Source organism: Kosakonia sp. YIM B13571 (genome assembly GCF_042788095.1).
GTDB classification, from domain to species: domain Bacteria; phylum Pseudomonadota; class Gammaproteobacteria; order Enterobacterales; family Enterobacteriaceae; genus Kosakonia; species Kosakonia quasisacchari.
Genome location: NZ_JBHZPL010000011.1, coordinates 71,950 through 96,420, shown reverse-complemented (window position 1 = coordinate 96,420; position 24,471 = coordinate 71,950). Strand labels below are relative to the sequence as shown.

31 protein-coding genes are annotated in these 24,471 nt (G+C 54.6%); 4 read left to right on the top strand and 27 right to left on the bottom strand.

Annotation, left to right across the window (positions count from 1 at the left end):
- Nucleotides 1–12: 12 nt before the first annotated feature.
- The 7 genes from ACFX4O_RS20405 to ACFX4O_RS20375 all read right to left on the bottom strand — a co-directional run bounded on the left by ACFX4O_RS20405 (nucleotide 13) and on the right by ACFX4O_RS20375 (nucleotide 6,328).
- Nucleotides 13–1,164: a phage late control D family protein gene (locus ACFX4O_RS20405; RefSeq protein ID WP_380210773.1), complete on the bottom strand. Its 1,152-nt coding sequence runs from the start codon at nucleotides 1,162–1,164 to the stop codon at nucleotides 13–15.
- On the bottom strand, nucleotides 1,164–1,640 hold the full coding sequence (locus ACFX4O_RS20400; RefSeq protein WP_380210771.1) for a phage tail protein: 477 nt from the start codon (nucleotides 1,638–1,640) through the stop codon (nucleotides 1,164–1,166). The genes ACFX4O_RS20405 and ACFX4O_RS20400 overlap by 1 nt, the downstream gene beginning before the upstream one ends.
- Before the next feature lie 12 nt (nucleotides 1,641–1,652).
- Nucleotides 1,653–4,124, bottom strand: coding sequence for a phage tail tape measure protein (locus ACFX4O_RS20395; RefSeq protein WP_380210769.1), 2,472 nt, complete (start codon nucleotides 4,122–4,124; stop codon nucleotides 1,653–1,655).
- Nucleotides 4,117–4,236 (bottom strand): GpE family phage tail protein, encoded by a 120-nt coding sequence (locus ACFX4O_RS20390; protein WP_020455315.1) that lies wholly within the window; start codon nucleotides 4,234–4,236, stop codon nucleotides 4,117–4,119. Before ACFX4O_RS20390 ends, ACFX4O_RS20395 begins: the two co-directional genes overlap by 8 nt.
- Nucleotides 4,237–4,268: 32 nt before the next feature.
- Nucleotides 4,269–4,544 carry a phage tail assembly protein gene (locus tag ACFX4O_RS20385; RefSeq protein ID WP_380210767.1) on the bottom strand — a complete coding sequence of 92 codons (276 nt, stop codon included), beginning with the start codon at nucleotides 4,542–4,544 and terminating at the stop codon, nucleotides 4,269–4,271.
- Between the two features lie 61 nt (nucleotides 4,545–4,605).
- Nucleotides 4,606–5,124, bottom strand: a complete 519-nt coding sequence (locus tag ACFX4O_RS20380; RefSeq protein WP_065370021.1) for a phage major tail tube protein — start codon at nucleotides 5,122–5,124, stop codon at nucleotides 4,606–4,608.
- A 13-nt stretch (nucleotides 5,125–5,137) separates the two neighbouring features.
- On the bottom strand, nucleotides 5,138–6,328 hold the full coding sequence (locus tag ACFX4O_RS20375; protein WP_380210765.1) for a phage tail sheath protein: 1,191 nt from the start codon (nucleotides 6,326–6,328) through the stop codon (nucleotides 5,138–5,140).
- Nucleotides 6,329–6,599: 271 nt separating this feature from the next.
- On the opposite strand from ACFX4O_RS20375, the gene ACFX4O_RS20370 reads away from it, so the two are divergent.
- Nucleotides 6,600–7,640 carry a putative phage abortive infection protein gene (locus ACFX4O_RS20370; RefSeq protein ID WP_380210764.1) on the top strand — a complete coding sequence of 347 codons (1,041 nt, stop codon included), beginning with the start codon at nucleotides 6,600–6,602 and terminating at the stop codon, nucleotides 7,638–7,640.
- 215 nt (nucleotides 7,641–7,855) lie between these two features.
- Here ACFX4O_RS20370 and ACFX4O_RS20365 read toward each other — a convergent pair whose 3' ends face one another.
- The 19 genes from ACFX4O_RS20365 to ACFX4O_RS20275 all read right to left on the bottom strand — a co-directional run bounded on the left by ACFX4O_RS20365 (nucleotide 7,856) and on the right by ACFX4O_RS20275 (nucleotide 19,135).
- Nucleotides 7,856–8,284, bottom strand: a complete 429-nt coding sequence (locus ACFX4O_RS20365; RefSeq protein WP_380210762.1) for a tail fiber assembly protein — start codon at nucleotides 8,282–8,284, stop codon at nucleotides 7,856–7,858.
- Nucleotide 8,285: 1 nt separating this feature from the next.
- The gene (locus tag ACFX4O_RS20360; protein WP_380210760.1) at nucleotides 8,286–9,254 is read right to left on the bottom strand and encodes a phage tail protein; all 969 of its coding nucleotides are present in this window, start codon (nucleotides 9,252–9,254) and stop codon (nucleotides 8,286–8,288) included.
- Nucleotides 9,251–9,862, bottom strand: a complete 612-nt coding sequence (locus ACFX4O_RS20355) for a phage tail protein I (protein ID WP_380210823.1) — start codon at nucleotides 9,860–9,862, stop codon at nucleotides 9,251–9,253. The genes ACFX4O_RS20360 and ACFX4O_RS20355 overlap by 4 nt, the downstream gene beginning before the upstream one ends.
- Nucleotides 9,855–10,763, bottom strand: a complete 909-nt coding sequence (locus ACFX4O_RS20350) for a baseplate assembly protein (RefSeq protein WP_380210758.1) — start codon at nucleotides 10,761–10,763, stop codon at nucleotides 9,855–9,857. Before ACFX4O_RS20350 ends, ACFX4O_RS20355 begins: the two co-directional genes overlap by 8 nt.
- Before the next feature lie 4 nt (nucleotides 10,764–10,767).
- On the bottom strand, nucleotides 10,768–11,115 hold the full coding sequence (locus ACFX4O_RS20345) for a GPW/gp25 family protein (RefSeq protein ID WP_380210756.1): 348 nt from the start codon (nucleotides 11,113–11,115) through the stop codon (nucleotides 10,768–10,770).
- Nucleotides 11,112–11,747 (bottom strand): phage baseplate assembly protein V, encoded by a 636-nt coding sequence (locus tag ACFX4O_RS20340; protein WP_380210754.1) that lies wholly within the window; start codon nucleotides 11,745–11,747, stop codon nucleotides 11,112–11,114. The genes ACFX4O_RS20345 and ACFX4O_RS20340 overlap by 4 nt, the downstream gene beginning before the upstream one ends.
- Nucleotides 11,748–11,837: 90 nt before the next feature.
- Nucleotides 11,838–12,881: a hypothetical protein gene (locus tag ACFX4O_RS20335; RefSeq protein ID WP_380210753.1), complete on the bottom strand. Its 1,044-nt coding sequence runs from the start codon at nucleotides 12,879–12,881 to the stop codon at nucleotides 11,838–11,840.
- 53 nt (nucleotides 12,882–12,934) lie between these two features.
- Nucleotides 12,935–13,387 carry a phage virion morphogenesis protein gene (locus ACFX4O_RS20330; RefSeq protein ID WP_380210751.1) on the bottom strand — a complete coding sequence of 151 codons (453 nt, stop codon included), beginning with the start codon at nucleotides 13,385–13,387 and terminating at the stop codon, nucleotides 12,935–12,937.
- The gene (locus tag ACFX4O_RS20325) at nucleotides 13,380–13,847 is read right to left on the bottom strand and encodes a phage tail protein (RefSeq protein ID WP_380210750.1); all 468 of its coding nucleotides are present in this window, start codon (nucleotides 13,845–13,847) and stop codon (nucleotides 13,380–13,382) included. The genes ACFX4O_RS20330 and ACFX4O_RS20325 overlap by 8 nt, the downstream gene beginning before the upstream one ends.
- Nucleotides 13,810–14,055, bottom strand: a complete 246-nt coding sequence (lysC, locus tag ACFX4O_RS20320) for an Rz1-like lysis system protein LysC (RefSeq protein ID WP_380210748.1) — start codon at nucleotides 14,053–14,055, stop codon at nucleotides 13,810–13,812. The genes ACFX4O_RS20325 and lysC overlap by 38 nt, the downstream gene beginning before the upstream one ends.
- The gene (gene lysB, locus ACFX4O_RS20315) at nucleotides 13,955–14,365 is read right to left on the bottom strand and encodes an Rz-like lysis system protein LysB (RefSeq protein WP_380210746.1); all 411 of its coding nucleotides are present in this window, start codon (nucleotides 14,363–14,365) and stop codon (nucleotides 13,955–13,957) included. The genes lysC and lysB overlap by 101 nt, the downstream gene beginning before the upstream one ends.
- Nucleotides 14,362–14,790 (bottom strand): DNZ54_00345 family protein, encoded by a 429-nt coding sequence (locus ACFX4O_RS20310; RefSeq protein ID WP_380210744.1) that lies wholly within the window; start codon nucleotides 14,788–14,790, stop codon nucleotides 14,362–14,364. The genes lysB and ACFX4O_RS20310 overlap by 4 nt, the downstream gene beginning before the upstream one ends.
- Nucleotides 14,787–15,299, bottom strand: a complete 513-nt coding sequence (locus ACFX4O_RS20305) for a lysozyme (RefSeq protein ID WP_380210742.1) — start codon at nucleotides 15,297–15,299, stop codon at nucleotides 14,787–14,789. Before ACFX4O_RS20305 ends, ACFX4O_RS20310 begins: the two co-directional genes overlap by 4 nt.
- Nucleotides 15,283–15,519, bottom strand: a complete 237-nt coding sequence (locus tag ACFX4O_RS20300) for an HP1 family phage holin (RefSeq protein ID WP_020455331.1) — start codon at nucleotides 15,517–15,519, stop codon at nucleotides 15,283–15,285. The genes ACFX4O_RS20305 and ACFX4O_RS20300 overlap by 17 nt, the downstream gene beginning before the upstream one ends.
- Nucleotides 15,510–15,713 carry a tail protein X gene (locus tag ACFX4O_RS20295; protein ID WP_380210821.1) on the bottom strand — a complete coding sequence of 68 codons (204 nt, stop codon included), beginning with the start codon at nucleotides 15,711–15,713 and terminating at the stop codon, nucleotides 15,510–15,512. The genes ACFX4O_RS20300 and ACFX4O_RS20295 overlap by 10 nt, the downstream gene beginning before the upstream one ends.
- Nucleotides 15,713–16,219, bottom strand: coding sequence for a head completion/stabilization protein (locus ACFX4O_RS20290; protein ID WP_380210739.1), 507 nt, complete (start codon nucleotides 16,217–16,219; stop codon nucleotides 15,713–15,715). The genes ACFX4O_RS20295 and ACFX4O_RS20290 overlap by 1 nt, the downstream gene beginning before the upstream one ends.
- Before the next feature lie 96 nt (nucleotides 16,220–16,315).
- Nucleotides 16,316–17,074, bottom strand: a complete 759-nt coding sequence (locus ACFX4O_RS20285; protein ID WP_380210737.1) for a terminase endonuclease subunit — start codon at nucleotides 17,072–17,074, stop codon at nucleotides 16,316–16,318.
- Between the two features lie 3 nt (nucleotides 17,075–17,077).
- A complete protein-coding gene (locus ACFX4O_RS20280) occupies nucleotides 17,078–18,241 on the bottom strand; it encodes a phage major capsid protein, P2 family (RefSeq protein WP_380210735.1) in 1,164 nt (387 codons plus the stop codon).
- A 36-nt stretch (nucleotides 18,242–18,277) separates the two neighbouring features.
- Nucleotides 18,278–19,135 carry a GPO family capsid scaffolding protein gene (locus ACFX4O_RS20275; protein ID WP_380210733.1) on the bottom strand — a complete coding sequence of 286 codons (858 nt, stop codon included), beginning with the start codon at nucleotides 19,133–19,135 and terminating at the stop codon, nucleotides 18,278–18,280.
- Between the two features lie 177 nt (nucleotides 19,136–19,312).
- On the opposite strand from ACFX4O_RS20275, the gene ACFX4O_RS20270 reads away from it, so the two are divergent.
- The 3 genes from ACFX4O_RS20270 to ACFX4O_RS20260 all read left to right on the top strand — a co-directional run bounded on the left by ACFX4O_RS20270 (nucleotide 19,313) and on the right by ACFX4O_RS20260 (nucleotide 23,506).
- The gene (locus ACFX4O_RS20270; protein WP_380210731.1) at nucleotides 19,313–21,082 is read left to right on the top strand and encodes a terminase ATPase subunit family protein; all 1,770 of its coding nucleotides are present in this window, start codon (nucleotides 19,313–19,315) and stop codon (nucleotides 21,080–21,082) included.
- Nucleotides 21,082–22,119: a phage portal protein gene (locus ACFX4O_RS20265; RefSeq protein ID WP_380210730.1), complete on the top strand. Its 1,038-nt coding sequence runs from the start codon at nucleotides 21,082–21,084 to the stop codon at nucleotides 22,117–22,119. Before ACFX4O_RS20270 ends, ACFX4O_RS20265 begins: the two co-directional genes overlap by 1 nt.
- Nucleotides 22,120–22,522: 403 nt before the next feature.
- Complete coding sequence (locus ACFX4O_RS20260; protein ID WP_380210729.1) at nucleotides 22,523–23,506, top strand: DNA cytosine methyltransferase; 984 nt, start codon at nucleotides 22,523–22,525, stop codon at nucleotides 23,504–23,506.
- Between the two features lie 8 nt (nucleotides 23,507–23,514).
- Here ACFX4O_RS20260 and ACFX4O_RS20255 read toward each other — a convergent pair whose 3' ends face one another.
- Nucleotides 23,515–24,447, bottom strand: coding sequence for a hypothetical protein (locus ACFX4O_RS20255; protein ID WP_380210728.1), 933 nt, complete (start codon nucleotides 24,445–24,447; stop codon nucleotides 23,515–23,517).
- Nucleotides 24,448–24,471 lie beyond the last annotated feature (24 nt).

Below are 24,471 nucleotides of genomic sequence, written 5' to 3'. Positions count from 1 at the left end.
AAATAAAATTCATCACATATCTTCATCGGTATCGAACTCAACGTCGGAAAGCCTTACCTCAAGCTCTAAGCCCGTCGTGAAGCCATTATTATTGAGGTTATGGGTCACCTTACTGATTATCCATGCTTGCTCATCTATGACGCTCTTAAAGCCCGAAACCTTTACCGGTGTTTCGGGATATAACTCGGCGCGACCAACCGCGAGACTTATTGAGAACTCGGCAACGCCGCGCTGTAGCTTGTCCCACTTAGCTTTAGCCGCCCGCATTGCCTGGGCTTTTGTCGAGTAGACTGTGGTTAGCGCAAAGACGTTATCCGCCTCACCGGCCATGTATTCGCCCTCGCGCGCTTCCGGCTCTCTGGCCTCTTTCTTTTTCGCTTTGGCTTTCGGGTGTTGCAGTGCGCGCAGGTGCTGCTCTTTTGGCTTGCGCTTCACCTTCACTTTCTTCGGCTTCGGGTCTTTGGTATGCAGCCATTGCGCGGTAACACCGGTGTAAGCGCCCCGGTCAGCAATCGCAAACTGATGCCGGTCGCCGTCGCTGCGGATAATGGTCACCTGCGGGATGGGTTTACCGCTGGCACTGACCGCATTACCCGGTTTGAGGAACAGCAATTTTCCCGCTTTGACAGACACCTCGCCGCCGTTCCGGTCGGCAAGTCGGGTCAGGAATTTGGCGTCGGATTCCTGCGACTGGTCGATATGCGGAATAACGATTTTTGCCAGCTCCGGCGCAACGGCCGCCGTCAGTTTGTTGCGTGTCGCGATGGTCCCGACAATCATACCGAGCGTTTTATCGTGCCATGACTCCTCGCGTCGGGAATTCAGGGAGCCACGAAAATCGGCGCTCCGGGCGCGGATGGTTACGGTATCCGGCGCGCCCCGGTGTTCAACCTCATCCACGGTGAAACTGCCCTTGCCAATAAGCGCCGAACCTTTCCACCCAAGAAAAAGCGTCAGCACTGCGCCGCGCACCGGCAGAACAACACGCCCGTCGGCGTCGTTGAGCTCGATATCAAGCTGGTCAGCTTCAAACCCCCTGTTATCGGTCATGGTCAGACTAATCAGGCGGTCGCTGATGTTGCCGGTAATATCCTTGCTGTCAATTTTCAGCATAAACGCGGGGGTGAGCGTGCTCCCCGCTTCGCTATACAGTATTTCTGACATCAGAACCCCAGGCTTGACGTTAATTTCGTGGCGGCTTCTTTCGCCTTACCGACCAGGCTGTCGGCCTGTTTATTCAGGTCGCCATACACCGCCGCGAGCGACTCGTCGACTCGGGTCAGTGTCATGGTGAAGGTGATTTTGCGGGGCGAGCCGTCGGCAAAAAACTCGGTGCCCGTCTCGCTGATGCTGTTGATAACGTACATCCCGTAAATCAGACCGGTTCCGGTCAGTAACGGCCAGGCGCGCCCCTCCTCCGCCATCAGGCGCAGCGCGGTCAGTGTCAGATGCCCGCCGGTGAGCTCCGGGAATAGCTCGCCGCTGAGCGTGATTTTCTCCTCACCGACGCCGAGAAACTGAAAGGCATCACGTTTGCCGACGCGGTTGTTTGACGGCCAGCGGTATTCCGCGTCGCGCTGCATGTTCTGAAACGGCAGCGTCTGACGCATAAAAACGAAAAAGCCAAGTGCAAGCATCATTTCAGTGGTTCCTTATCCGTCGGTGCGCATGTTCGCCCGTTCGCGGGCGCGTTTGTCCCGGTCGGCTTTCTCAACAGCATCCTGCAACTGACGCCCGAGGTCTCCCCCCGGTGCGCCGCCGTTATTCAGTGTGATGTTGTAATGGCTCTGCCGGTTGTCGGTGTACGCTTTCCCGGCACCGGGGGCGGTAACGGGCTGATACGCCTGATAACCGCCATACGTGCCGGTTGCAGGGATATACGCGCCATTACTGATTGCCGGGTTTTGCATCGCACTGGCTTTCGCGGCACCGGCTTTTTCCGCCGTTTTATCGAGGTCGCCCGATTCCTTGTTAATGACGCCGAGTTTTTCGAGTACCCACTCAATCCCCGCGCGCAGTTTGTTGAACGCTTTAAGCGGAAACATCAGCGCATCAGCCAGCCCCTGGCCGAATCGCATCCCGGCATCCTTGCAGGCGTTGAGTTGCTCCTGAGACGACTTCACCGGCTCAAGCAGGTTGGTAAACCAGTCCCACGCGGCTTTGAGTTTTTCCCCCAGCCAGTCAAACATCGGTTTCAGCGGTGAGAACAGCTCCCCGACCGGCGCAAACGCCGCCTTAAGCCCTTCGATCACGCCCTCAAAAAATGCCGAAATGGGCTCCCAGTATTTACGAATGAGTAAAGCCCCGGCGACGATGGCAACGCCAATCGCCACAATCGGCCAGGTGAGCGCGCCGAGTACCGTCATGATCGCGCCACCCACGACGCTGAATACGGTGCCGAGTACCCCGGCAATCGCAATGATGGCGTTGATACCGCTGATTACCGGGAACGCCACCAGACCGATTGCGCCAACAACGCCGATAATCCCGACGGCAACCGCCGCGATGGTGCTGATGGTCTGTGCCAGTCCCTTGTTTTTCTGGATCCAGCCGTCGAGCTGGAGCACATACCCGGTCGCGGTTTGCACCAGTTTGCGAAGGGAGGATTCCTGCTGGTCAAAAAGGTCAGTGCCGACCGCCTCATACGCTGACTGGAATTCTTTGAAGTCGCCGCCGAGGTTGTCCTGCATGACTTTAACCAGTTCCTCGGTCTTGCCGTCGGACGCCTTAAACGCGGCGGTAAGCTGGTCTAACTTGCCGGTCGATGCGGCAGTCATCAGCACCTGTGCCGCTGAGCTCGCCTCCTCGCCGAAAATGGTTTTCATGTATTCGGCACGTTGCCCGGTGCCGAGTTTATTTTTCTCAAAGCTGGCCTGAATCTCTTTCAGGATGGTGAATATCGGGCGCGTGTTTCCCTTGCTGTCGGCGGTCTTGACACCAAGCTCTTTGATGGCAGTAGCCGCCTGGCCGGTCGGAGCCTGTAAACGGCTGAGCACCGCGCGGCTCCCCGTCCCGGCCATCGAGCCGGTAATTTTGGCATCATGCAGCGCGCCAATCATCGCCGCCGTTTGCTCAATACTCACACCGGCATTTTTTGCCACCGGTGCCGCATAGGTCAGCGCATCGCTCAGGCCGTCAAAGTCGGCGGCGGTCTTGTTCATCGTCATCGAGAGAACATCGCCGATGTGCGCGACCTTATCGTTTGAAAGCTGGAAAGCCGATTTCATCCCCATCAGCAAACCGGCGTTTTCCTCCATCGTGCGCTTGTTCGCCAGCGCCATGTTCAGCGTGACCGGCGTAGTCGCCTGAATGGCGGCCACATCGCCACCGCCTTTGGCAATGATAATTTGCGCCCCGGCGGCATCGTCAGCCGAGGCGGCGGTATTGTCGCCGAGCTGGCGCGCCTGTTTACGCAGGGCGGTCATTTCTGCTGAGTCTTTCGCTACGCCTAACGTCGCCTGAAGCTCGGCGTTTTTCTGCGCAAAATCAAACCCCGGCTTTAACAGTGCCGCACCGGCCAGCGTGGCGGTCGTGGCAATCCCGACACCGGCAGCGCCGACCGCCGCCGATTGACCGGCGAGCTCTTTTCCCGCCTGATAACGCTGCTTAACCGCGCTCAGTTTTGCCTGTTGCGCACTGACGCGCGCCAGCGCCTCGCGCTGCCGGTTAAGTTGCGAAGTGGTTTCACCAATACTGGTTTTCAGGCGGCGCTCATCAGCGGCCAGCGTGCGCGTGTTGATGCCCGCCTGGCTGAGTTCCTGTCGTGTCCGCTGTACCGCTTCACGCAGACTGTTATGTCTGAGCTGGAGCGCGGCGGCATTTTTGCGCGCGGCTTCCATTGCGGCAGCCTGAGCGCGGGTCGGGTTTTCGGTCTGTTTAAACGCCACGGCAAGCGCAGCGGCTTCCTGTTTCGCTTTTGCCAGCGACTGGCTGGTCACGGCAAGCTGTGCGCTGGTCTTGCGAAAACCCTCTATTCTGGATGCCTGGCTGTTGAGCTCACGTAATGTGGTTTGCGTCGCCCGGATATCGCCGGCCAGAGTTTTGCTGGCCTTTTCGATGGATTTTAACGGGCGGGTCGCCTGGTCAACAGCCCTGAGCAACACCTGTAATTTCACATCACTCATTCGTGTTTCCGCTTCGCTGGAGCGCTTTTTCGCGCCATGTAACGAGCTCGGTCAGGCTCAGGGGAAATAACTCCGATGGCGGCCAGTGAAAAATCACCGCAATATCCGCCATCAGGTCATCGACTGACAGGTCGGGCGGGAAAGTTACTGCGCCGAACTCGGCGACAAAAAACCAATCACCTTACCGGCCAGCGCCACAAGGTCAGGCAGCTCCAGCGCGGCGACTTCCTGCTCGGTCAGTGACGGCGCGGTCACGCGCGGCAGTACTTTAATCAGCGCGTCGACGTCAGAGTTTGCCACCGAGGCCAGGCTGACGCCGCGAAGCGTACCGGCGTTGGGTTTCATCAGCGTAATCTGGCCGATGACCTGCTCGCCGCGTTTGATGGGGTTTTCCAGGGTGATCACGTTTTCGTTCGTCATGGTGTTCTCTTCTTAATCGGGAATGGGGTTAACCGGCCAGCCTCGCTGACCGGGTGAAAAATTACAGGCCGATATTGCGGCGGTGCTGTTCGAGACGGTCGGTGCCGTTCACTTTCTCAATCATGTTGAGCGTGTCGATTTCAACCAGCTCTTTGCCGTCCATCGTCAGTTTGAAGTAGGTGCAGATAACCGAGATTTTTGACTCACTGTCTTCGCCCTGCTTACCTTCGCCGGTGTCGATCTCTTTCTGGCGGCCACGCATGACCACTTCGACAGCGACCGTTTCGCCGGTGTCGTCGCGCTGGTAAGAGCCCGCAAAACGAATTGGCACAGCATCGACGCCGGTTGCGCCGTACAGCTCCCAGATAGCGGAATCCGGGAAACCGCCTAGCGACCACTCCATTGACAGGGCATCATCATCGAGCCCCATATCAATCGGCGCGACGCCATTCATTCCAGCGCCGCGATAGTTCTCCAGCTTGCGGGTCAGCTTCGGCAGGGTGATGGATTTGGCGATCCCCTGATAGCTGTAGCCATTCAGAAACACATTCATGTATTTGAGCTTGCGCGGCATTGCCATTTAGTCAGGCTCCTTATTTGCTGTTGACCGAGGAAACCAGCGTTGCCAGATATTTATCGGTGATGCGCTGGCGTAAGGTCAGGTTTTCCAGTGGGGGAACCGGCGTGTAGTGATAATCGATATACAGCTTTCCGGCTTTCAGGGTCTCTTTGTCGTTGGCCTCTTCGTCAAACCAGCAGGTCGCATCGACGATGTAACCATTCGTTTTGAGCTCGCGGAATTTGGCGTTAATGCCGTCGACGATATCGCGGATAAGCGTCGCGGTGATGGGCTTGTCGACCGCCCACATGTGCGCGGCGGCCATCGTGTCGGCAATCACCTGCGCGGTGCGGGTGTAGTTCTCAAAGAGGAATAACGGGTCATCCGAACAGGTGCGGTTACCCCAGAAACGAAAGCCATCCTTGCGAATCAGCGTCGTGACGCCCGCCTCGTTAAGCAAATCCGCATCGGTGCCGGGCTCCTGCAAATCCCAGAACACCGACGCGCTGATGCCGGTCACACCGTTGACGCCGACGTTAGACAGGGTTTTGTGCCAGCCGACCGACTGGTCGATATACGCGCGCAGACCGAGCGCGCGGGCGGTTGCGTATGCCGTGGCAGTCGCATTTTTCACGGTGTCCCAGGCGAGAAAATCCGGCCAGATAACCATCAGCTCGCGCTGGCTGAAATTGTCGCGGTATTTGATGGCATCAGATACCGTTTTGCAGCCCCACGCGCTGACGTAGCCGAACGCGCGCAGCTTCTGGCAAATCGGCGCAAGCGCGGTGGCCACTTCCAGCGTGTCAAAGCCCGGCACACCGAGAATGCGCGGCTTCACGCCGGTGACGGCTTCGGCGGTCAGCAGTGCCTTAAGGCCGGTGTATTTGCCGTTCTCGTCCGTGGTGCCGATGATGTTGGAAATGGTCTGCGCGAGCGCCGCCTCCTCATCGTCGTCTGTGCCTTCCGCGACACGCACAACGACAATCACCGGTTTTGCCTGGTCAGCGATGGCCTGTAATGATGCCGCCAGCGTGCCTTTTTTACCGGCTTTGGCAATGGCGCTTTGCACACTGGTAATCAGTACCGGCTCGTTAAGGGGAAAGGTCGCGGCATCGGCATCACTGGCGGTGCATACCATGCCGACAATGGCGGTCGAGACGGTGGAAATGACGCGCGTGCCGTCGTTAATTTCGACGACCTGCACGCCATGATGATAATCACTCATCCGTTTAACTCCGTGGTGTTGGGGTGAGTGTATTTTCCAGGCTGTGCGGGCGCGGGGCTATTTATTGGGGTTGGGATGGATCTGCAACAACGAGTTGTGGAAACCTGTAAAAGCAGAACCTCCCCCTCGCTGCACACTTTACCCGTGAAAGAATGCATTTTGCATCTTCCGGGACATTCCCACTGCCATATATTTTTATACCCAACGCAGCAAGGAAGCATATAATGCTTTCAATAACAACAATGCACTAAATTATCCTTTGAGGTGATAAATGGATGCAGGTAAACGCCTTGCGTTAAAATGTAAGAGAATTATCAGTACCATACGGGAGAGCGAGATAATTTCATCTTTAGAATGGGAATTCTCTCTACTCGCAGACGCAATAGCAGAAAACAAAGTAGCGCTATCGTTAGTTTTATTATATACGACCCTCATTGCCTTTTTGATTTATATTGGACATCTGGCATGGCAGGCTTTATTTATAACAAAAGAAGCCACTGCGGAGGGCAGTAAAGGATTAACAGAACTTGGGCCATTTGGTGATTTTTTTGGCGGGGTGACAAACCCGGTTATTGGTGCAATTGGTTTTATTGCATTAACCATCACCATTATAATGCAAACAAAGCAAAATAATGAAACAGCCAAGCAAAACTTTGAGTCATCATTCTACAACCTACTCAACTTACAAAATAATATCATTGAAAACCTGGAATTTAACGAATCAAGAGCCCGACTGAGCTTTACAAAATTCCTGACAGTGAATAGTGAGGCGTTATACCCCATCACCATCTACAGTAAGAACGTAAAAGTAAAAAAGAGTTCCGCATACATATTTTATAAAAACTTCAACTCTGAGAGTAATGATCGATTTGGTCATTACTTCAGAAACCTCTACCGCATATTAAAAATGATTGACGATTCTAAATACGCTTATGAAACCAAAAAAAATCTCGCTCGCGTATTACGTGCACAATTGTCAATGGATGAGTTAACAGTCCTTTTTTTAAATTGCCTTCCCGGAATTTGTGATGAAGGTGAGTTTGCCAGTCTTTTAATTGAATATCAGATGCTGGAGCATTTAAGCATACAGAGGCATGGTGCAGAAAGCATCACCAGAAAAAGCTTCCGGCACACAGAGTTTATAATGGGAGGAAAGATCAGAGTAAGCTGTCAGGAAATTTCATGTTATTTGAGCATGGATACTAAAAGATATTCTTATAAAACTACATCAGGCGCTTTCGGCAGGAATACATCAAATGACCTGAAGCTTTTAAAACTCTGTCTTTGGGCAAATGATGAGGCTACCAAATGATGTTGTGCCGCCAGCGCCGATAGTATGCCTGATGTGTCATCACCGCTGGCTGAAGAGTTGTCGAACCTGTTGCGCAGGCGGGGTCAACTCCCACCCGCGCATGACTGCGAAACAGGTTATCAGTGGCAGGTATGGCGCGCAGTCTGAAGTGGTAATAACTCCTGGCGGCACAAGAAACCGGCCAGCAAATTTACAGGCATTTACTAACCCCACGTTCAGGCAGGAATTTCAGGCCAGACAATCACCGGTGCTGTCGTAGTATCTACCCGCATCAACAGCACCCGGTATTTTTTCCACTCAGTCAGCACGGCGCTTTCCTCCTCCGTCGCTATTTCCGCATCAAGTGCATCCTGTCGCCATGAGATTTCAGCATCAGCGGTTGCACGTAGTGACGTTTTTTTTTGCTCAGCCAGGGCGATCATCTGCTCTTTAGTCAGCTCTGGCGCAGGACGGTCAACCCAGTAAAGCGCGCCGTTCTGGTAGTCAACCATTTTTCCAGTAGGCTCATTGCGACCATTAAACGTAACGGCATCCTCGTCGCTCACTTCAATCCCATCCGCTGGCCATGTCCCGGCGCGCTGATAATCGGCATAAAAGGCGGCGTTATAAATTATGTGCTCGGAAGGTGAGTAAACAGATTTCATATCAGTATCCTATTGCAATGTAACCGACGGGAATACCAGGAATACCGTTCCCGTTCTGGTCTACAAAATTCATGTTTGCAGCAGTACGGTCTGATGTATTTGTTGAGACAGAAACGCGATAGCCTAGCGTGCCATACGCAACACCAACCAGTACCAGACACGCGTGAGGAAATGGTGTCGGGTACGATTTCGTAAAACCTCCGCCTGTGCCTGTGCCTGTTGTCGTTGTGCCGCTATCAAACTGCACAATATGCCCGGCGGGTAACCTGAAGGCGTTGACCGTTCCGGTGATGAAACTCGACATATCCGGGATTTGATTAACGCCTGTTCCGACATCCCGTTTTGCGGCTTCTCCTAAACCGAGGTTTTTGAGAACGTCACCAACGAGACTGGCCGAGACCAGCTCTTTTAATGCGTTACTGGTCATGAGGTATTGATCGTGAGGATTGGCTGATGAAAGGTGCTTTTTCATCACTGTGTCGGCATACCCTTTAACCTCAATAGCGGTGTTGTCCACATACTTACGCGTTGCCAGCACGACCGACGGGTCAATTTTCAGCGTGACGGCAGCCGTCGAGGAGACAATCAGCACCATGCGGATGGTCTGCGTGCGCCCGCTGCCCTCCTGCAACAGCGGCTTGTAGGTTTCCGGGCAGTTGGCGACCGCAATTAACACGCCGTTATCGTCATACAACCCGATTTCGCGGATCCAGAAACCGCCCTCGTTTTCGGGGATAACCTGCTCGGCAATAATCTGGCTTGAGTTGTTCGTGTCAACGCTAAGCATATTCAGCGGCGCAATGCGTCTCTGGTTAACCAGCTTTGTTTGCGTGGCGTCCGGCGTCGGCAATGTGCCGTTGCCATCGCCGACGGCCATTTGCGTGATATTGAGCTTAGTCCCGAGCGCGGTGGCGTTTGCCAGCAGTGCCGCACCCTGGTTGGTCAGAATGGCAAAGAATTTCGCGGTCATGCGCTTACTCTCACGTTGTCGATAAAATGAATGGCCGAGGCCGGGAAATATTCCCCGCCGCCGGTGATGTCCTCAGGTAAATACGGGTAAACGACCAGCGCGTCTCCGGCATAACTTCCCGCGTCGACGTAACACTCGCCCGATGTGCTCAGGCTGATGGCAAGTCCGGTCAGGTGGCGGCTGGCCGGTTTGGCGTCATCGATAAGACGCTCCAGCTCCTGATACATCTCGTCGGTGATGCCGCCATCGAGCACGCCGACCACCAGGCGAAACGTGCCCGGCTCCTCGTTAAGCTCCCACCACTCGCGCACCTCGATAAGAAAACCGAGCGGCTCCACCACGCGACGCAGGGCGCTGATGGTGCCTTTGTGCTGATGAACGAAAAACGAGGCCGCTATCACCCGGCGTTTCGTGGCTTCCGGCCAGTCGGCATCCCACCGGTCGACCGACAGCGCCCATGCCAGATAGGGCAATAGCGCCACCGGGCAGGTCTGCGGATTCCACAGGGTACGCAGCGGCACCGGGACGCGGGCAATCTCAGCCGCTGCGGCTGCGGCGGCCACCTCCAGCGGTGACGAGCCGACGGGTAACAGCCGGTCACTATTCATCATTCCCCCCGGCGGTGATGCTGTACCCGGTGCAGTAAGACGCCTGGTGTTTGCCGAGCACGATGTCGCCTGGCGGCGCGCTCAACTCCACGCGCTGGACACCTTCAACATGCAGCGCGGCATAAATGGCCGACCGGCGAACGTCACGACCAAGCCGGTGCTGCGCGGTGATATAGGCTTTCAGTTTCTGCTCAGCCGTGGCGCGAATGGGTTCAGCTTCGGGGCCAGGGTAAAACCAGAGTGTGGCGGCCACCGCATACGGCACAATCTCCGCCGCCCGCACCGTCACGCGGTCGCCCACCGGGCGCACGTCATCAGCATTGAGCGCCTTTTCCACCACGGCCAGCAGGTCACCGGCAGCGGTGCCGTCACCCTCGCGGGCAAGCACGGTGATGGTCACACAGGCCGGTGTCGGGCTTTCGACAGAAATATTAGCGACACGCCCGTCGGCGCTGCGTCCGTGGTACTCATAGGCACCGACCGGACCGGCCACACTCAGCCCCTCAAACGCCTGCTGGGCGCGCAGGCGCAAATCGGCATCGGACTCCATCACCGCCGCCACCGGCGGGATGGCGGTATCGTCTGCCGGGGTGATGGTCAGCCGTGCGGTGTTGTTGTTCGCGGCCATCACATCAAGGTCGCTCCCCTCAGCGCTTGCCAGCGTGACCGCGCGGGCGGCTTCGTTGACGCGCTGACGCCAGATAACCTCCCGGTAGGCGTTCTCTTCCAGAAACTTGGTCAGCGGCTCGGATTCCAGCGCCAGTGTGCGGGCGACGGCGTCCTGTTGCTCCGCCGGAAACAGCGAAACCAGCGTCGCCTTACGCTCGGCGAGAATGCTCTCGTAATCCAGCGCCTCAACCACATCCGGCGCGGGGAGCTGGCTTAAATCAACAATCGGCATGGTGTTAGCTCACAGGGATGGTTAACGAAAGGGCGTCGCCGGTGCTGGCAATTTCGCCGGTCAGGCTGACCACCATGCGGCCATCAGACTGACGCTCCGTGGTCACCGCACTTAAGGTGATGCGCGGCTCCCATTTCAGCACCGCGAAATAACAGGCGACCTTGATTTGCAGCTCCAGCGCCGGGGTCTGCGGCTGGTCAATCATGGAGGACAACAGCGAGCCATAATCCCGGCGCATCACACGCGAGCCAACCGGTGTTCGCAGGATATCGCTGAGGCTCTGGCTGATGTGCTCCGCGTCGGTGATTGTCCCGCCGGTGCTGCGGCTCAGACCGAGATAACTGGCTGTCATAGTGGCGCTCCTGTCGTGCCGCCGCTGTCGCCGGGGTGTTTGTGGGTATGCAGCACTTTGCCGTTGGACGACAGCGCACCGCCGCTGTGCTCAATGTCGCCGCGCATAGTGCCGCCTCTCAGCACGTCCAGCGAACCAGTGATGAGCTTGTTCGTGCAAACCACTTCCGGCGTATCGAGCGTGATGCGCACAGACGCTTTGACTGTTACCACCGGTACGGTGGCGGTGAGGGACTCGGATGCGGTGACGTCGGCGGTTTTAATGCCGCTGACGGTCAGGGCGCTGGTTTCGGGTTCGTACTCAATAACCGCGCCATCGGGGAAAGCAATATGCAGGGCATCCGCCGAGGCAGACGGCGCGGGGTTCTCATCGGAGAAAATACCGGGCAGCACAAACGCGGTATCGAGCTCGCCGCCGACGGCCAGAATTAAAACCTGTTCGCCGACGGACGGAGCCCACCACGTACGGGAACGACCGGCGCGCCGGGTCAGCCACTGGAGCCAGTCGGTAATAATGCCCCCGGTCTGCACACGGCAGCGACCGGCATTGAGATCGGTTTCGACCACGGTGCCGGTGCGTACCATATTGCGGATAGCGCGGGCAAGTTCGTTAATGTTTGCTGGTATGTTCATACAACGAAGGATGCCGATGTATGAAAAATGCGGCAATGAAATGCTTTTCTACCACCGCATATACAACATGGCCTAATCCAAAACCATCGTTTATTCCTCCTTTGAAGATGAGCCGGGCTCTTCTCCATCATTTAAAGGGAGAGTTGAATAAAAAAAAGTATTCATATCGATATTTGTGTATTTTTTTATATCTTTACTATCGATACTAAAACTTTGCCCAGTTCCAGTATCAATTAAAGCACCTTGTGTTTGAAGCGCGGCTAAAATTGATGTAACTCTATCATGACGTTCAATAACGTCTTTAGGTGCACCATTTTTTCTCAATGAATTTTTTACATAGGAACGACCTAATGACGGAGGTTGGAAGAAAACTCTAGCACCAAATAGATCTTGAACGGAGGATATTTTCCCATTTGAACGAACGAAGCCTTTATCATATTTATTTTTTGTTCTATAACCAATCTTATCTTTTTTGACGTCATAAAAGATAATGTTAACTGGAGTCAATACAGAGCTAGCGCACCAATCTACAGAACCTGAGGAAAATACAAATGGTTGATATTCTTCCGGCTTAATTTTTTTGAGACTAATGCACAATTTTACGCTATAAGTTTTAGATAAGCTCTGTAGTGCAGGGAATTTTTCGTTTGGCCAATAGGCACTCTTATTATTTATATCATAGATGGATGGATTACCATTACCATCCAATACAAGTGATTCTATTTCCTTATTGAGGAGAGGCCTAAAACCAGCTTTCTTTAATTTTGGTAGCGCAGCTATTTTTTCCTTAATATACTCTTTATAAGCTTTAACTTCCGGTTCGGAATCTGGCAGCACTGTCCAATAAGCCAATTCCACCTCACCTAGTGGCTGCTTCACTTTGGCAAGGTCACTTAATATACGATTCAACTTATTTTGAAGCTGTTGTTTTTCACGTTCGCTATCTGACTTTTCTTTCTTTGCCAAAAAAATACCGCCAATGGTAGACAATGATATTAAAATCACAGCAAACCATCCCCAAATGGTAAGCTTACCATGGACAGTCTTAAATACATTCAAAACGCCTAAAAGCCCTAATACACCAGATAAGATAGGCAATAAATCCTTTAGAATATCGAATATAATAGACTTCACTCAACCATACCCCACAATAACTTGCTTTATAAGAAGTTATAACCATTACACAGTTAGCCATTTAGAAGATGGCTGATTATCATATCACTGATTATACTTTGCTCATGCACATTTAACCCAAGCAAGATCCTGGCTTCGTATTTAATGTCCTGTCCATAAACATTCGCTTTGTCCGTTAGTCCGTGCTGGTGCACTTTAGCGATGCGCTGCACCTTACCAGTAAATTCCACAACCGCCGCGCTGTCATTACCGCTGGCTTTCAGATAGCGGTTAGTGCGCAGCTTCGCAAACATCTCCCGCTTAATCCGGCCTTTCTTTGCACGCAGTGGCTGGCGTTTGCGCGGAGCATACGCCGTGCCGTCAGGCGCTTTTTGCGATTTAATCCGCTGCTGCTGGCGCTGGCGCAGCTTCTTCGCAATGTCGACAGTCAGTCGCCGACGTCCGGCGGGCGACATTGCAGCAAGCAGCCCCGCGAGCTTATCGTCGAAGGGCTTAAACTCATCCATGCCACTGACTCACCAGCTCGCCATTGATATAAAACTTATCCGGGCGCGTCACCGGCTCCGGCGGCGGTGGCTCCGGGATGCATCGCACATGCAGCGCCGCGCCGACTTCCTCGACGAGCGTTCGCTCGGTAAGTAACAGGCTGATACTGATATCAAAACTGCTGTCGTTATTGATATCAGCCTCGAAGACGAAGCCTTTTTTCTGCCCGGTGTCGGTGCTGAGGATATCGGGCTGATGTTCACGCAGCCAGGCCAGCACCGGCACGAGGATTAAATCAAAATCGCCGGTAAAATCGGTCACCACTACATTCAGCGTGTACTGTTTTTCAAACGACAGCGAGGTCGCCAGCGTGGCGGCAATATTGCCGCTGTCCACATACAGGCGCAGCATGTCGGGGTTAGTGGCAAGCACCGGCGCGGCATTAATCAGGGCTTTTCGCAGACTGTCTGGTTTGAGCATCGATATCATCCTGGCATTGTTTGACGGTTTCGACCTGGAGCGCACAGTTTTCTAACGCCCGCTCAAGGTTGCGGATATCCGCGCTTAAATCGCCGTTGGTACGCGGATCACTTCCCGGCATCGGGCAAAGGCTCACTTTCGGGCAGCCGTTGTAAACAATCACCGGCACTGGCGCAGGCGGCGCGCTTGTGCAACCGGCGCACAGCATCAGGCAAGTCAGCGCCGTACCAGCGACGAAAGGCTTCGTTTTCATTAAGCAACCTCGTTATGGTTTGTTCCCGCCGGGCTTCCCGCTCACCGGCGGCATTCAGCTTCTGGCGTAAATCCACCTGCGCCCGTTCGTTTTTATCCGCACGGTCACTGGCAACAACGAGCTGGTTTTTCAGCATGCCAATCGTCGTTTTCTGCTCGCTGGCGACGCGGTTTGCCTTTTCCAGCGAGCGGGTCAGATTGCCGTTTTCATGGCGCAGCCACAGCACCCCGGCAAGCGCCAGCACGACAGCGATTAAAATCATCATGAGTCTCGGCACAGGCCAGCCTCCCGGATGCGCTGACAATACGAGGCGCGCACCGCCATAAATCCCGCCAGACAAGCCAGATAAAACAGCGCGAAAAGAAGATGCCCGCCTGAAACAAGACAGGGAAAGGTGAATGCCAGCATCAGAACCGACCAGAATTTTCGGCGGGCGGGCGACTGATGAAAGAAAATCAGACTCACAATCAGCACGGCATAAATATTGTCGACAACCCTGTCGCGCCGGTGCCTGAGCCAGTATTCAGACGCCGCCGCGCCGGTCAGGCTGGCTGCGAAACAGGCCAGGCAGATAAACAGCGCCTGGATCACAACAACATTCACCGCCACACTGTTCGGGTAAATTAAACCCAGCAGTAACATCAGACCGGTCAGCGCTTTGACAGCCGGTAAAATTAAACGCGTGTTCACTGATTTACCCCTTTCATGCACCAGGCCAGCTCGCGCTTGCGGCGGTCTTCCAGCCCGGTATTCCTGACGCCATCGATATAGACCCAGCGCGGGAGCTGGTCACAGGCCTGTTGCCACTTTTTCTGGTTCAGGAAATACACCAGCGTCGACTTACACGCCGCGCCGGTGCCGACGTTAAAGGCGAAACTGACCACGCCGTCGTAAACCTGCGGCGGCATGTCGACCGGCGCGCAGACCGCAAGACGGCGCTCAACCGTCAGCACGTCGGAAACCAGATTTCGCGCCGCTTCACGCTCCGTGATATCGCGTTTCGGCGCGACCCCGGCAGTGTGGCCGATGCCTGATGTCCATACCCCCGCGCTGCACTGGTAGGGACGCAGACGGCACCCCTCAAGGTCTGCCAGCAGGGCGAGCCCGTCCGGCGAGGTACGGAGTAAACGAAAATCAGGCAACAGTGCCGCCAGTGCCAGCACCGCGACCACACTGCAACGCTTAACGATTGATGACATTGTTAATCTCCTTACTGCTCAGGGCGTTCTGTCCGAGCTGTAGCGCTAACAGCGCATAGCTTTTGCGCCGGTAATACCAGTTCACCCCGACGGTCGCCACGACGCCCAGCGCGCCGAAATACGCGGCAAAGTCCTGCGGCGTCATGGCACCAAAGAAGGTCAGCGCGACACTTATCCAGTAGGCGAGCGAGGAGGTGATTTTTTCCATACTCAGTCCCATAAATTCACCGTTTCCTGTACGGGCGCGACCTGAATCTCCGGCAGCTCAATCGCCGTGCCGTAAGGCAGCACCGCGCCACGTTCAGCCAGACCCGGATTCGCAGCGAGCACCGCCTCGAAGACCCCCTCAGTGCGCCCGTAAAGGCGGGCGCAGATGACATCGAGCGTGTCACCCTGGTGCGCGATGACCTTCATCATATTTGCCCCACGATGCAGCGCGGTTTGTCCTGAATGCGCGCCACAGACCAGCGCATATCCCGCCACAGCTCATCAATCGTGGTATCAATGCTGTCGGCTTTTTTGTCGCCTTTCGCGCTCGCATCCACGCCGCGATAACGCTCATACAGGGTGGCGGTTGCCATTGCACACACGGCGCGCTGGTAATGAAAAACCCGCGTGCTCTCGCCGTCGATGTCATCCGAGGGCACATCCGCCAGTCGCGCAAAGCCCGCCTTAATCTGGCTTTCGCGGTACTCGAAAAGCTCCGCGTTCGTCTCGGCGATGCCGGTTTTGATGGCATGGCGCAGCCGCGCCGGGGCGATAGTCTGCTCAAGGCGCATCAGCTCGCGCACACGCTTCGGCTCGATGTCGGGAAAGAAAAACGTATTTTTAATCACCGGTTCGTCGCCCGCTGGCGGCGGGATGACCACAGTGTTATCCGGCTGCGGCTCTTCGTTTTTATGAATAATCAGCGTCGTCATGACTACCTCTGAAAGGGTGGGCGGTGGACGCCGGTCGCTGAAAAGGTGAAACACCTTCACTGACCGGCGTGCCGCCCTGGCGCGGGGCGCATTCTGTTAACCGGCGTTTTTGCGGGGGCGTCCCCGCCCGCGTTTCGCCGGTGTGGCTGTTTTTTTCTGTGTTGCGGTTTTCGTGGGCGCTTTCGGCGCGGGTTTTGCGGCAACAGGTTTCGGATTCAGCTCGCGCGTGAGCCGCTCGATGTCCTTGCGCACTCCGGCGTTGCGGTCGAGCTGGATCGCGCGTTGCAGATGGGTCATGGCGTCAGTGAGCTGACCGGCATCGCGCAGTGTCAGACCGGCGACCTTATGCAGCCGGGCGCGCACTTCATCGGGCATGTCGGCTTTCCCGGTCATGCTGATGACGTCGAGAAGGATCGCCGCACTGACCGGCTGACCGGCATCGCGGGCGCGCAGGGCAGCGAGCGCCACCTCTTCGGCCAGCATGTAAGGCACGGTGCGCGCATGGTTCTCCGGCATCGACAGGTTGTAGCGCAGCGCATAGCGGGCGATTTCCAGCGCGCCGGGAATATCACCGGCATCGAGACGCCACAGCATGACCGTCATTAAAATGGCATCCTGCGCGCCGGTGCCGTTCTCCAGCACGCCCGTCACCCATGGCAGATAAAACGGCAGCAGCTCGCGCTTTTTGTCGGCTTTACGCTCTTTCGAGTGGATTTCTTTCAGCGTCCGGCGGTCTGCGGCCAGCTTAACGAGCATCTGCTCGTAAGCAGTGGCATGGCGCAGCGGGGCGTTATCCCGCTGCGCGGCCAGTATGGCCGAGACCCGCATCGCGTGACGCTGTGCGGGGCTCGCCATCGGTTACGCTCCTTCGCCGGTGGTGGAAGTTTCCGACCCGCCAGCAGGTGCGGCCGTCAGGGCTTTCATGGCGTCGACGATTGCCGCCGCAAACACGGTGGCGGTGGTGCCTTCCGGGGTTTCCTCTTCTTCCGGCTCAAGAATTTCGATGTTTTCAATCAGGCAACCGGCTTCGTAGTCTTCAATCACGAAGTCGACTTTCACCTGCTCGTAGTTTTCCACCTGGTCGAGCTTCGGATTCTCGATGATGTGGCGGCGGTGGCCGTCCTCGTAGAGATAAATCGAGAGGTTATCCAGCGTGGTGATCAGAATGCTGTTCGCCGGGAAGAACGGCGCGCGCACCGCCTGTAACTGGCCGATAGTTTTCTGGCTGATAATCAGCTCCCCGGCCAGTTGCTCGGTGTTCGGCTGGAATTTGTTGATCATCGGGAAATATTTGTCGGTCAGGATGCGACGCCCGCACACGACCACCATTTCCGGGTTTTCGCGGTGGATCTCGGCAATCAGCGTTTCATGCGCATCCATCACCAGCGCGTCGAGGTTTTTGTAATGCCCTTTCTTGCCGACTTTAATGGTCGTGGAAATGACCGCGCCGGTGTCGTCGACGACCTTATTCATGACGCGTGCCGGGGCATCGTTGCGGTACTTCTGCAACCATCCGGTGGCAACATCCTGCAACAGCGGATTTTTCTGGCGGTCTGAGGTTGGCGCACGGCTCACGCCGTTAAAGCCGATGGTGATGTAATCCAGCGCCTGGCGCTTGACGATCGCGTCGCGGATGCGGGTCTGGAAGTCCTGGAAACGCGCCCACAAATCGAGCTTGTTGTACTTCATGTGAAAATCGAAGTTCACCGGCTGACAGAAATAGCGGTAAGCGTCCATTTTCGAAAAATCAGCGGTCTTGCGCTCCACGCCGTTCGACGTGTCGGCGGTGCTGGCAATCGTGCCGTTGACGTCGATGCCGATTTTCTCCTCGGTCAGCTCGCCGACCACCACCATATTAATTTTCTGCAGGAAGGAAGAGGACTGCTGAATCTTGTCAAACAGCGTCTGCGTCACCGACGGCTCAACGCTGAATTTCTTGCTCAGGTCGTCCACGCCGACGCCGTTCAGCTCAGCGAGACGGGTCAGCCAGGCATTAAATTTAAAGCGGGTTTCTTTACGCATTGTGTCGTTTGTCCTGTGATGAAAGAGGGAGGCCGGTTAACAGTCGGTCAGCGCAGCGGCAGCGCCGTCGCCGCCGGTGCTCAGTTTGCGGCGCGGCTGCGTGTTACCCGGTGTTTTGTCCAGGGTGGCCGTGATCGCACTGAATTGCTCCGAGGTGCGGGCGGCCTCAGCGGTCACGTTTTGCCTGAGCGTGGCGAGTTCGGTTTCCAGTGAGGTGAAACGTGTTTCGGCGCTGTCGTGGCTGGTCTGGACGCGCTCCGCAATCGTGGTCACGGCTTCGTGGACGTCGTTAAAACGGGCGTCATCAGAGGACTGGCGGCGGCTGAAAATGGCTTTCACCGAGTCAGTCAGCTTGTTCAGCAGGGTTTCGGGGGCGTCCTCGAATTCCAGCTCAGCCAGGGTGGCAACAGAGAACAGATTTTCCGGGCTGGCCTTGAATCGCTGGAGCGGGTTGTGTTTTGCAGTGCGGCAGAATTCCAGATACTCAGTGCCGAGGCTTGCCGGGTCATCAGTGACGGCCAGACCAACCAGATAGCATTTGCCGCTGTTGGCGAAATTCGGCTGAATTTCCATGGAGGTGTAAACCTTCTGGCCTTTTGCCACCATATCGACCAGCGTGTCGAGCGGGGCAATTTTGCCGAACAGCGCCAGCTTGCCGTTAAGTGCGGAATCGTCTTCGATTTTCTCCGCTTTCAGCTCAACCACATCCCCGTAACGGGCAAAAGCGCCGTCAGGCAGAAGACCGCGCAGGTGTTCGAGGTTAATGCGGCAGCCGTAAACACGCGTGTCGAATGAATCGGCCATTTCCTGAATATCGGCCGCGCTGATAATGCGCCCGTCGCAGGTATCGCCCTCGACGCCGATACGAAAGAATTTTGAGACTTTTTTTGCCATCGTCAGCAGTCCTGATTGTGTGTGAAGGAGTCACGTTGATTTCAGGGGCTAGTTTCCCGGCTCGTCCGCTGGTTCGCCATCAGTCACGGATGGCTTGCCCCCTGCACATCAGCGCCTTAGCGAATCACCGGTCACGCTTGAGTAGCCTTGCCCTGTATCCATGACGGCGAGGCAGGCATGACCATCACCACCGACACCACACTTTTAAATGACCCGCGACGACAGGCGGCGCTGTTGTACTGGCAGGGCTTTTCCGTGCCGCAAATCGCGGAAATGTTGCAGACCAGACGCCCGACGGTGCAGAGCTGGAAACAGCGCGACGGATGGGACGAGACCGCCCCGTTAGACCGGGTGGGAAATACCTTAGAAGCGCGGTTAATCCAGCTTTACGCCAAACCGGAGCTGACCGCGCACGATTTCAAGGTTGCTGATTTTCTGGCGCGCCAGATGGAGCGCTTTGCGCGCATCAACCGTTACGGCCAGACCGGCAACGAGGCCGACCTCAATCCGAACGTGGCGAACCGCAATAAAGGGGAGCGCAGGAAGCCGAAAAAGAATTTTTTCAGCGAGAAAGCTATCGAAAAACTGGAGGAGATTTTCTTCGACCAGTCTTTCGCCTATCAGCTCGGCTGGCACAAGGCCGGGCTGGAGCACCGTATCAGGCACATCCTTAAATCCCGCCAGATTGGCGCGACGTTTTATTTTGCCCGCGAGGCGCTGTTGCGCGCCCTGCAAACAGGCCAGAACCAGATATTTTTATCCGCGTCGAAAACACAGGCGCATGTGTTCCGCAAATACATCATCGCCTTTGCCCGTCTTGTCGATGTCGACCTGTCGGGCGACCCGATTGTTATCGGCAATAACGGCGCGGAGCTGTTATTTCTCGGCACCAACTCAAACACCGCGCAGAGCCATAACGGCGACCTGTATGTCGATGAAATTTTCTGGATCCCCAACTTTCAGAAACTGCGCAAAGTGGCGTCGGGCATGGCGTCGCAAAAACACCTGCGCACGACCTATTTTTCGACGCCCTCCTCGCTGGGTCACGGTGCGTACCCGTTCTGGTCGGGCGACCTGTTTAACCGGGGGCGCGCCAGCGCCAGCGAGCGGGTTGATATCGATATCAGCCACGCGGCGTTAGCGCGCGGCGTGGCATGTGCTGACGGACAGTGGCGGCAGATTGTCACCATTGAGGACGCGCTCGCCGGGGGCTGTACCCTGTTTGACCTGGAGGCACTGCGCCGGGAAAACAGTGCGGATGACTTCCGTAACCTGTTTATGTGCGAATTTGTCGATGACAAGGCGTCGGTGTTCCCGTTCGAGGAGCTGCAACGCTGCATGGTCGACAGCATGGAGGAATGGGAGGATTTCACGCCCTTTGCCGACCGGCCATTCGGGCATCGCGTGGTGTGGATTGGTTACGACCCGTCACTCCGTGGCGACAGCGCCGGGTGCGTGGTCATTGCGCCGCCGGTGGTTGCCGGGGGCAAATTCCGCATTATGGAGCGCCACCAGTGGAAAGGAATGGACTTCGCCACACAGGCCGAGTCTATCCGCGAGCTCACGCAAAAATACAACGTGGAATACATCGGCATCGACTCGACCGGGCTCGGTCAGGGCGTGTTCCAGCTTGTGCGCTCGTTTTACCCGGCAGCGCGTGACATCCGCTACACGCCGGAAATGAAAACCGCCATGGTGCTTAAGGCCAAGGACACCATCACGCGCGGTTGCCTCGAATACGACGTCAGCGCAACCGACATCACGCAGTCGTTTATGTCCATCCGCAAAACCATGACCAGCAGCGGGCGCAGCGCCACCTATGAGGCCAGCCGCACCGAGGAAGCCAGCCACGCAGATCTCGCCTGGGCGACCATGCACGTACTGATTAACGAACCGCTGACCGCCGCGACCGGCCAGTCGTCATCTTCCATTCTGGACTTCAACTGATGAGCAAAAATAAAAAGCAAAAATACACACCGAAACCGCGCCAGCACACCGCCGCGCCCGCGCAGAGCATGGAGGCATTTACCTTCGGCGAACCGGTGCCGGTGCTCGATAAGCGCGAAATTCTTGATTATGTCGAATGCATCCATAACGGCCAGTGGTATGAGCCGCCGATAAGTTTTTCGGGGCTGGCAAAAAGCATGCGCGCCGCCGTTCACCACAGCTCACCGGTGTACGTCAAACGCAACATTCTGGTGTCGACATATATCCCGCACCCGCTGTTATCACGTCAGGATTTCAGCCGCTTTGCGCTCGATTATATGGTGTTCGGCAACGCGTTTATTGAGGAGCGCCGGAGCTACACCGACAAGCCGGTTAAATATGAAACCTCACCGGCAAAATACACCCGGCGCGGCGTGGAGGAGGATACCTACTGGTATATTCAGAACTTCACGAAACCGCATCAGTTTGCGCCCGGTTCCGTGTTCCACCTGCTGGAGCCCGATATTAACCAGGAGATTTACGGGATGCCGGAATATCTCAGCGCGCTTAATTCGGCCTGGCTGAATGAGTCGGCGACCCTGTTCCGGCGCAAGTATTACCAGAACGGCGCGCACGCGGGTTACATCATGTATGTCACCGACGCAGCGCAAAGCAGCACTGACGTCGAGGCGCTGCGCAAGGCGATGCGGGATTCGAAAGGGCTCGGCAATTTTAAAAACCTGTTTTTCTACGCGCCGAACGGAAAAGCCGACGGCATTAAAATCGTGCCACTGAGTGAAGTCGCCACCAAGGATGATTTTTTTAATATCAAGAAAGTGAGCGCGGGCGACCTGCTGGACGCGCACCGTATCCCGTTCCAGTTGATGGGCGGCAAACCTGAGAATGCGGGCTCAATTGGTGATGTTGAGAAGGTGGCAAAAGTGTTTGTGCGTAACGAACTGATGCCGCTGCAAACGCGATTCCTGGAGCTCAACGAATGGGCGGGAGAGGAAATTATCCGGTTCCAGAAATACTCGCTCGACCCCGACAACGAATAGCCCACCACAGCCGCCGCAGGGCGGCTTTTTAATGCCCCTCACCAGACCGCGCCAGCGCCCGCACACGGCGCGCATTATTCTTCCGCTCCCCTTGCTCATCATCAGCCATTGAATGGCGGCACCGCCTCGCTGACGAGCTGGAAAATAAAAATAAATAACGCCTCCGGCGCGCAGTGCTTTCCCCGCCTCGCCTGCCCGCTTTATGGGTCGGTTTTAATGCAGGTGCATTACTACGCCAGATCTATGTCATTACTGGGCTCACAGCCAAAAAATAAAATTCTATCTTAGATGCAAAAACATGCATCCTTGGATGCAAATGCACACATACGTCATTTAATAGGCTGGAGTATGTGCAGGGGGGACATAAAAAGCTATACTCTTGCCGGTTTATCAGGGGGAGAAAATGCCTAAAGCTGTATCATTGTTCTCGGGCTGCGGTGGTTCCGATGCAGGGCTGGTGAAAGCCGGATTTGACGTCGTAATGGCAAATGATATTTTGCCTTATGCAAGACAGGTTTACCTCGCAAACCAACCCGAAACGGACTATCTCATTCAAGACATTCGGAAAGTAGAGAGCTTTCCGAGTGCCGAGCTTCTTGTAGGCTGTTATCCCTGCCAAGGATTTAGTCAGGGTGGGGCACGCCTCGCCGACAGGAGTATCAATTATTTATACAAAGAATTCGCTAGAGCGCTCGCAAGCATTCAACCTAAGGCATTTATCGTAGAAAATGTCTCGGGCATGCGAAATAGTACCTTTCAACATTTGTTAGAAGATCAAATTAATCGATTTTCTAATGCAGGCTCTGTCGGTTATAAAGTCGTTTGGAATGTGCTTAAAGCCCACCACTATGGTGTACCACAAGAGCGCAAAAGATTAATTATTGTTGGCATTAGAAATGATTTCAACCATGACTATGAATTCCCTCAACCAACCCATGGTGAAAATAGCCCGCTCCCCTATGTAACAATAGGTGAAGCGTTAAAAGATTTACCTGAATGGCCTACAGGTGAATATTGTGATGATCCATTCCATTGGTATTATTTATCTAGAAATAGACGCCGCAATTGGAATGAGGTTAGTAAGACGATTGTGAGCAACCTTCGCCACATTCCATTGCATCCCATCAGCCCTGAGCTAAAAAAGATTGAGGCAGACAAATGGGAGTTTGTTACTGATCAGCCAGCAAGACGTTTCTCGTATCGAGAAGCTGCGATCCTACAAGGATTTAGCAAAGATTATACGAGCCATGGCGGCAACATAATATTCCCTGAAATGGAAGGATTTGGAACTGCTCGTATACTCAAAGAACGTTATAAGGTTGTAGGCAACGCTGTACCACCACCATTATTTGAAGCTGTGGTGAATAATATACCTGACATCTGGTAAAAAAGGCCCTACTGGGCCTTTTTTAGCTGCTTGCAGAAATCAATCAATAAATTCAAATCGTTTTGCATATCATCAAAATCATCTTTAAACCGATCATGAGCAATTGCCAAACGAACTCTATCAAAGACAATTCCTGCTTCAGCACTAGCTTCTCTCAGCATTTCATCAACCAACACGTAGGGTGTTGAAAAAACCTTAACACATTTAATATATGTGAGCGGATGAAACCATGGTGTTAATTTTTCAATCTTTATATCATTAAATTTCGTAGGCCAATCATTGCCGCAAGCACATTGTCCTAAAGCGAAAAGACGTCCGTCTCTTCCATCTAGAAAATCGACCCAAGTAACGAAATCAACACCACAATCTTTGATTCTAAGCGCATCCTCATCTTTCAAACCATTTTCAACACGCCAAGACCATTCTTTTGTATCCGAAGAAATTAAGCTATTTAACTTTACAGCCAACTCTTTGTAACTTGTTGGATTTCCTTCAGAGCGAGGCCAGCCAGTATGCATATGCTTTGCATGTGCACTCAAAAATTTTGTAAAAAGACGCCCCGCCATAACCTCAAAATATCTCGGAAGCCGAACATTATCTCCTTTAGTCAAATTATTTATCATCGAAACGCATAAACAAAATAAATAAACTGGGGAGGGAGATTTCTTTAACGTCAAATGATTTGCTTTATATTCAAAAGGATAGACATCCTTGAGAATACTTGCCCGCCATTGGATCTGTTCAGCAATTTGACCGACCAAGATATCTTTACCCTGGTCTTCCTTCATCCAATCTTCTTCGAACTGCCCATCAATCTCATCCATTTCATCATAGATTGTTCCAGCAATCTTATCATCTTCGATACCTGAATCGATGGTTGCATTAATATCAAGCAAGGCATTTAACTCAGCCTGATCCGCATCCGTTGCGAAACTTTGCATTTTTGAGCGTAATCCATAATTCAC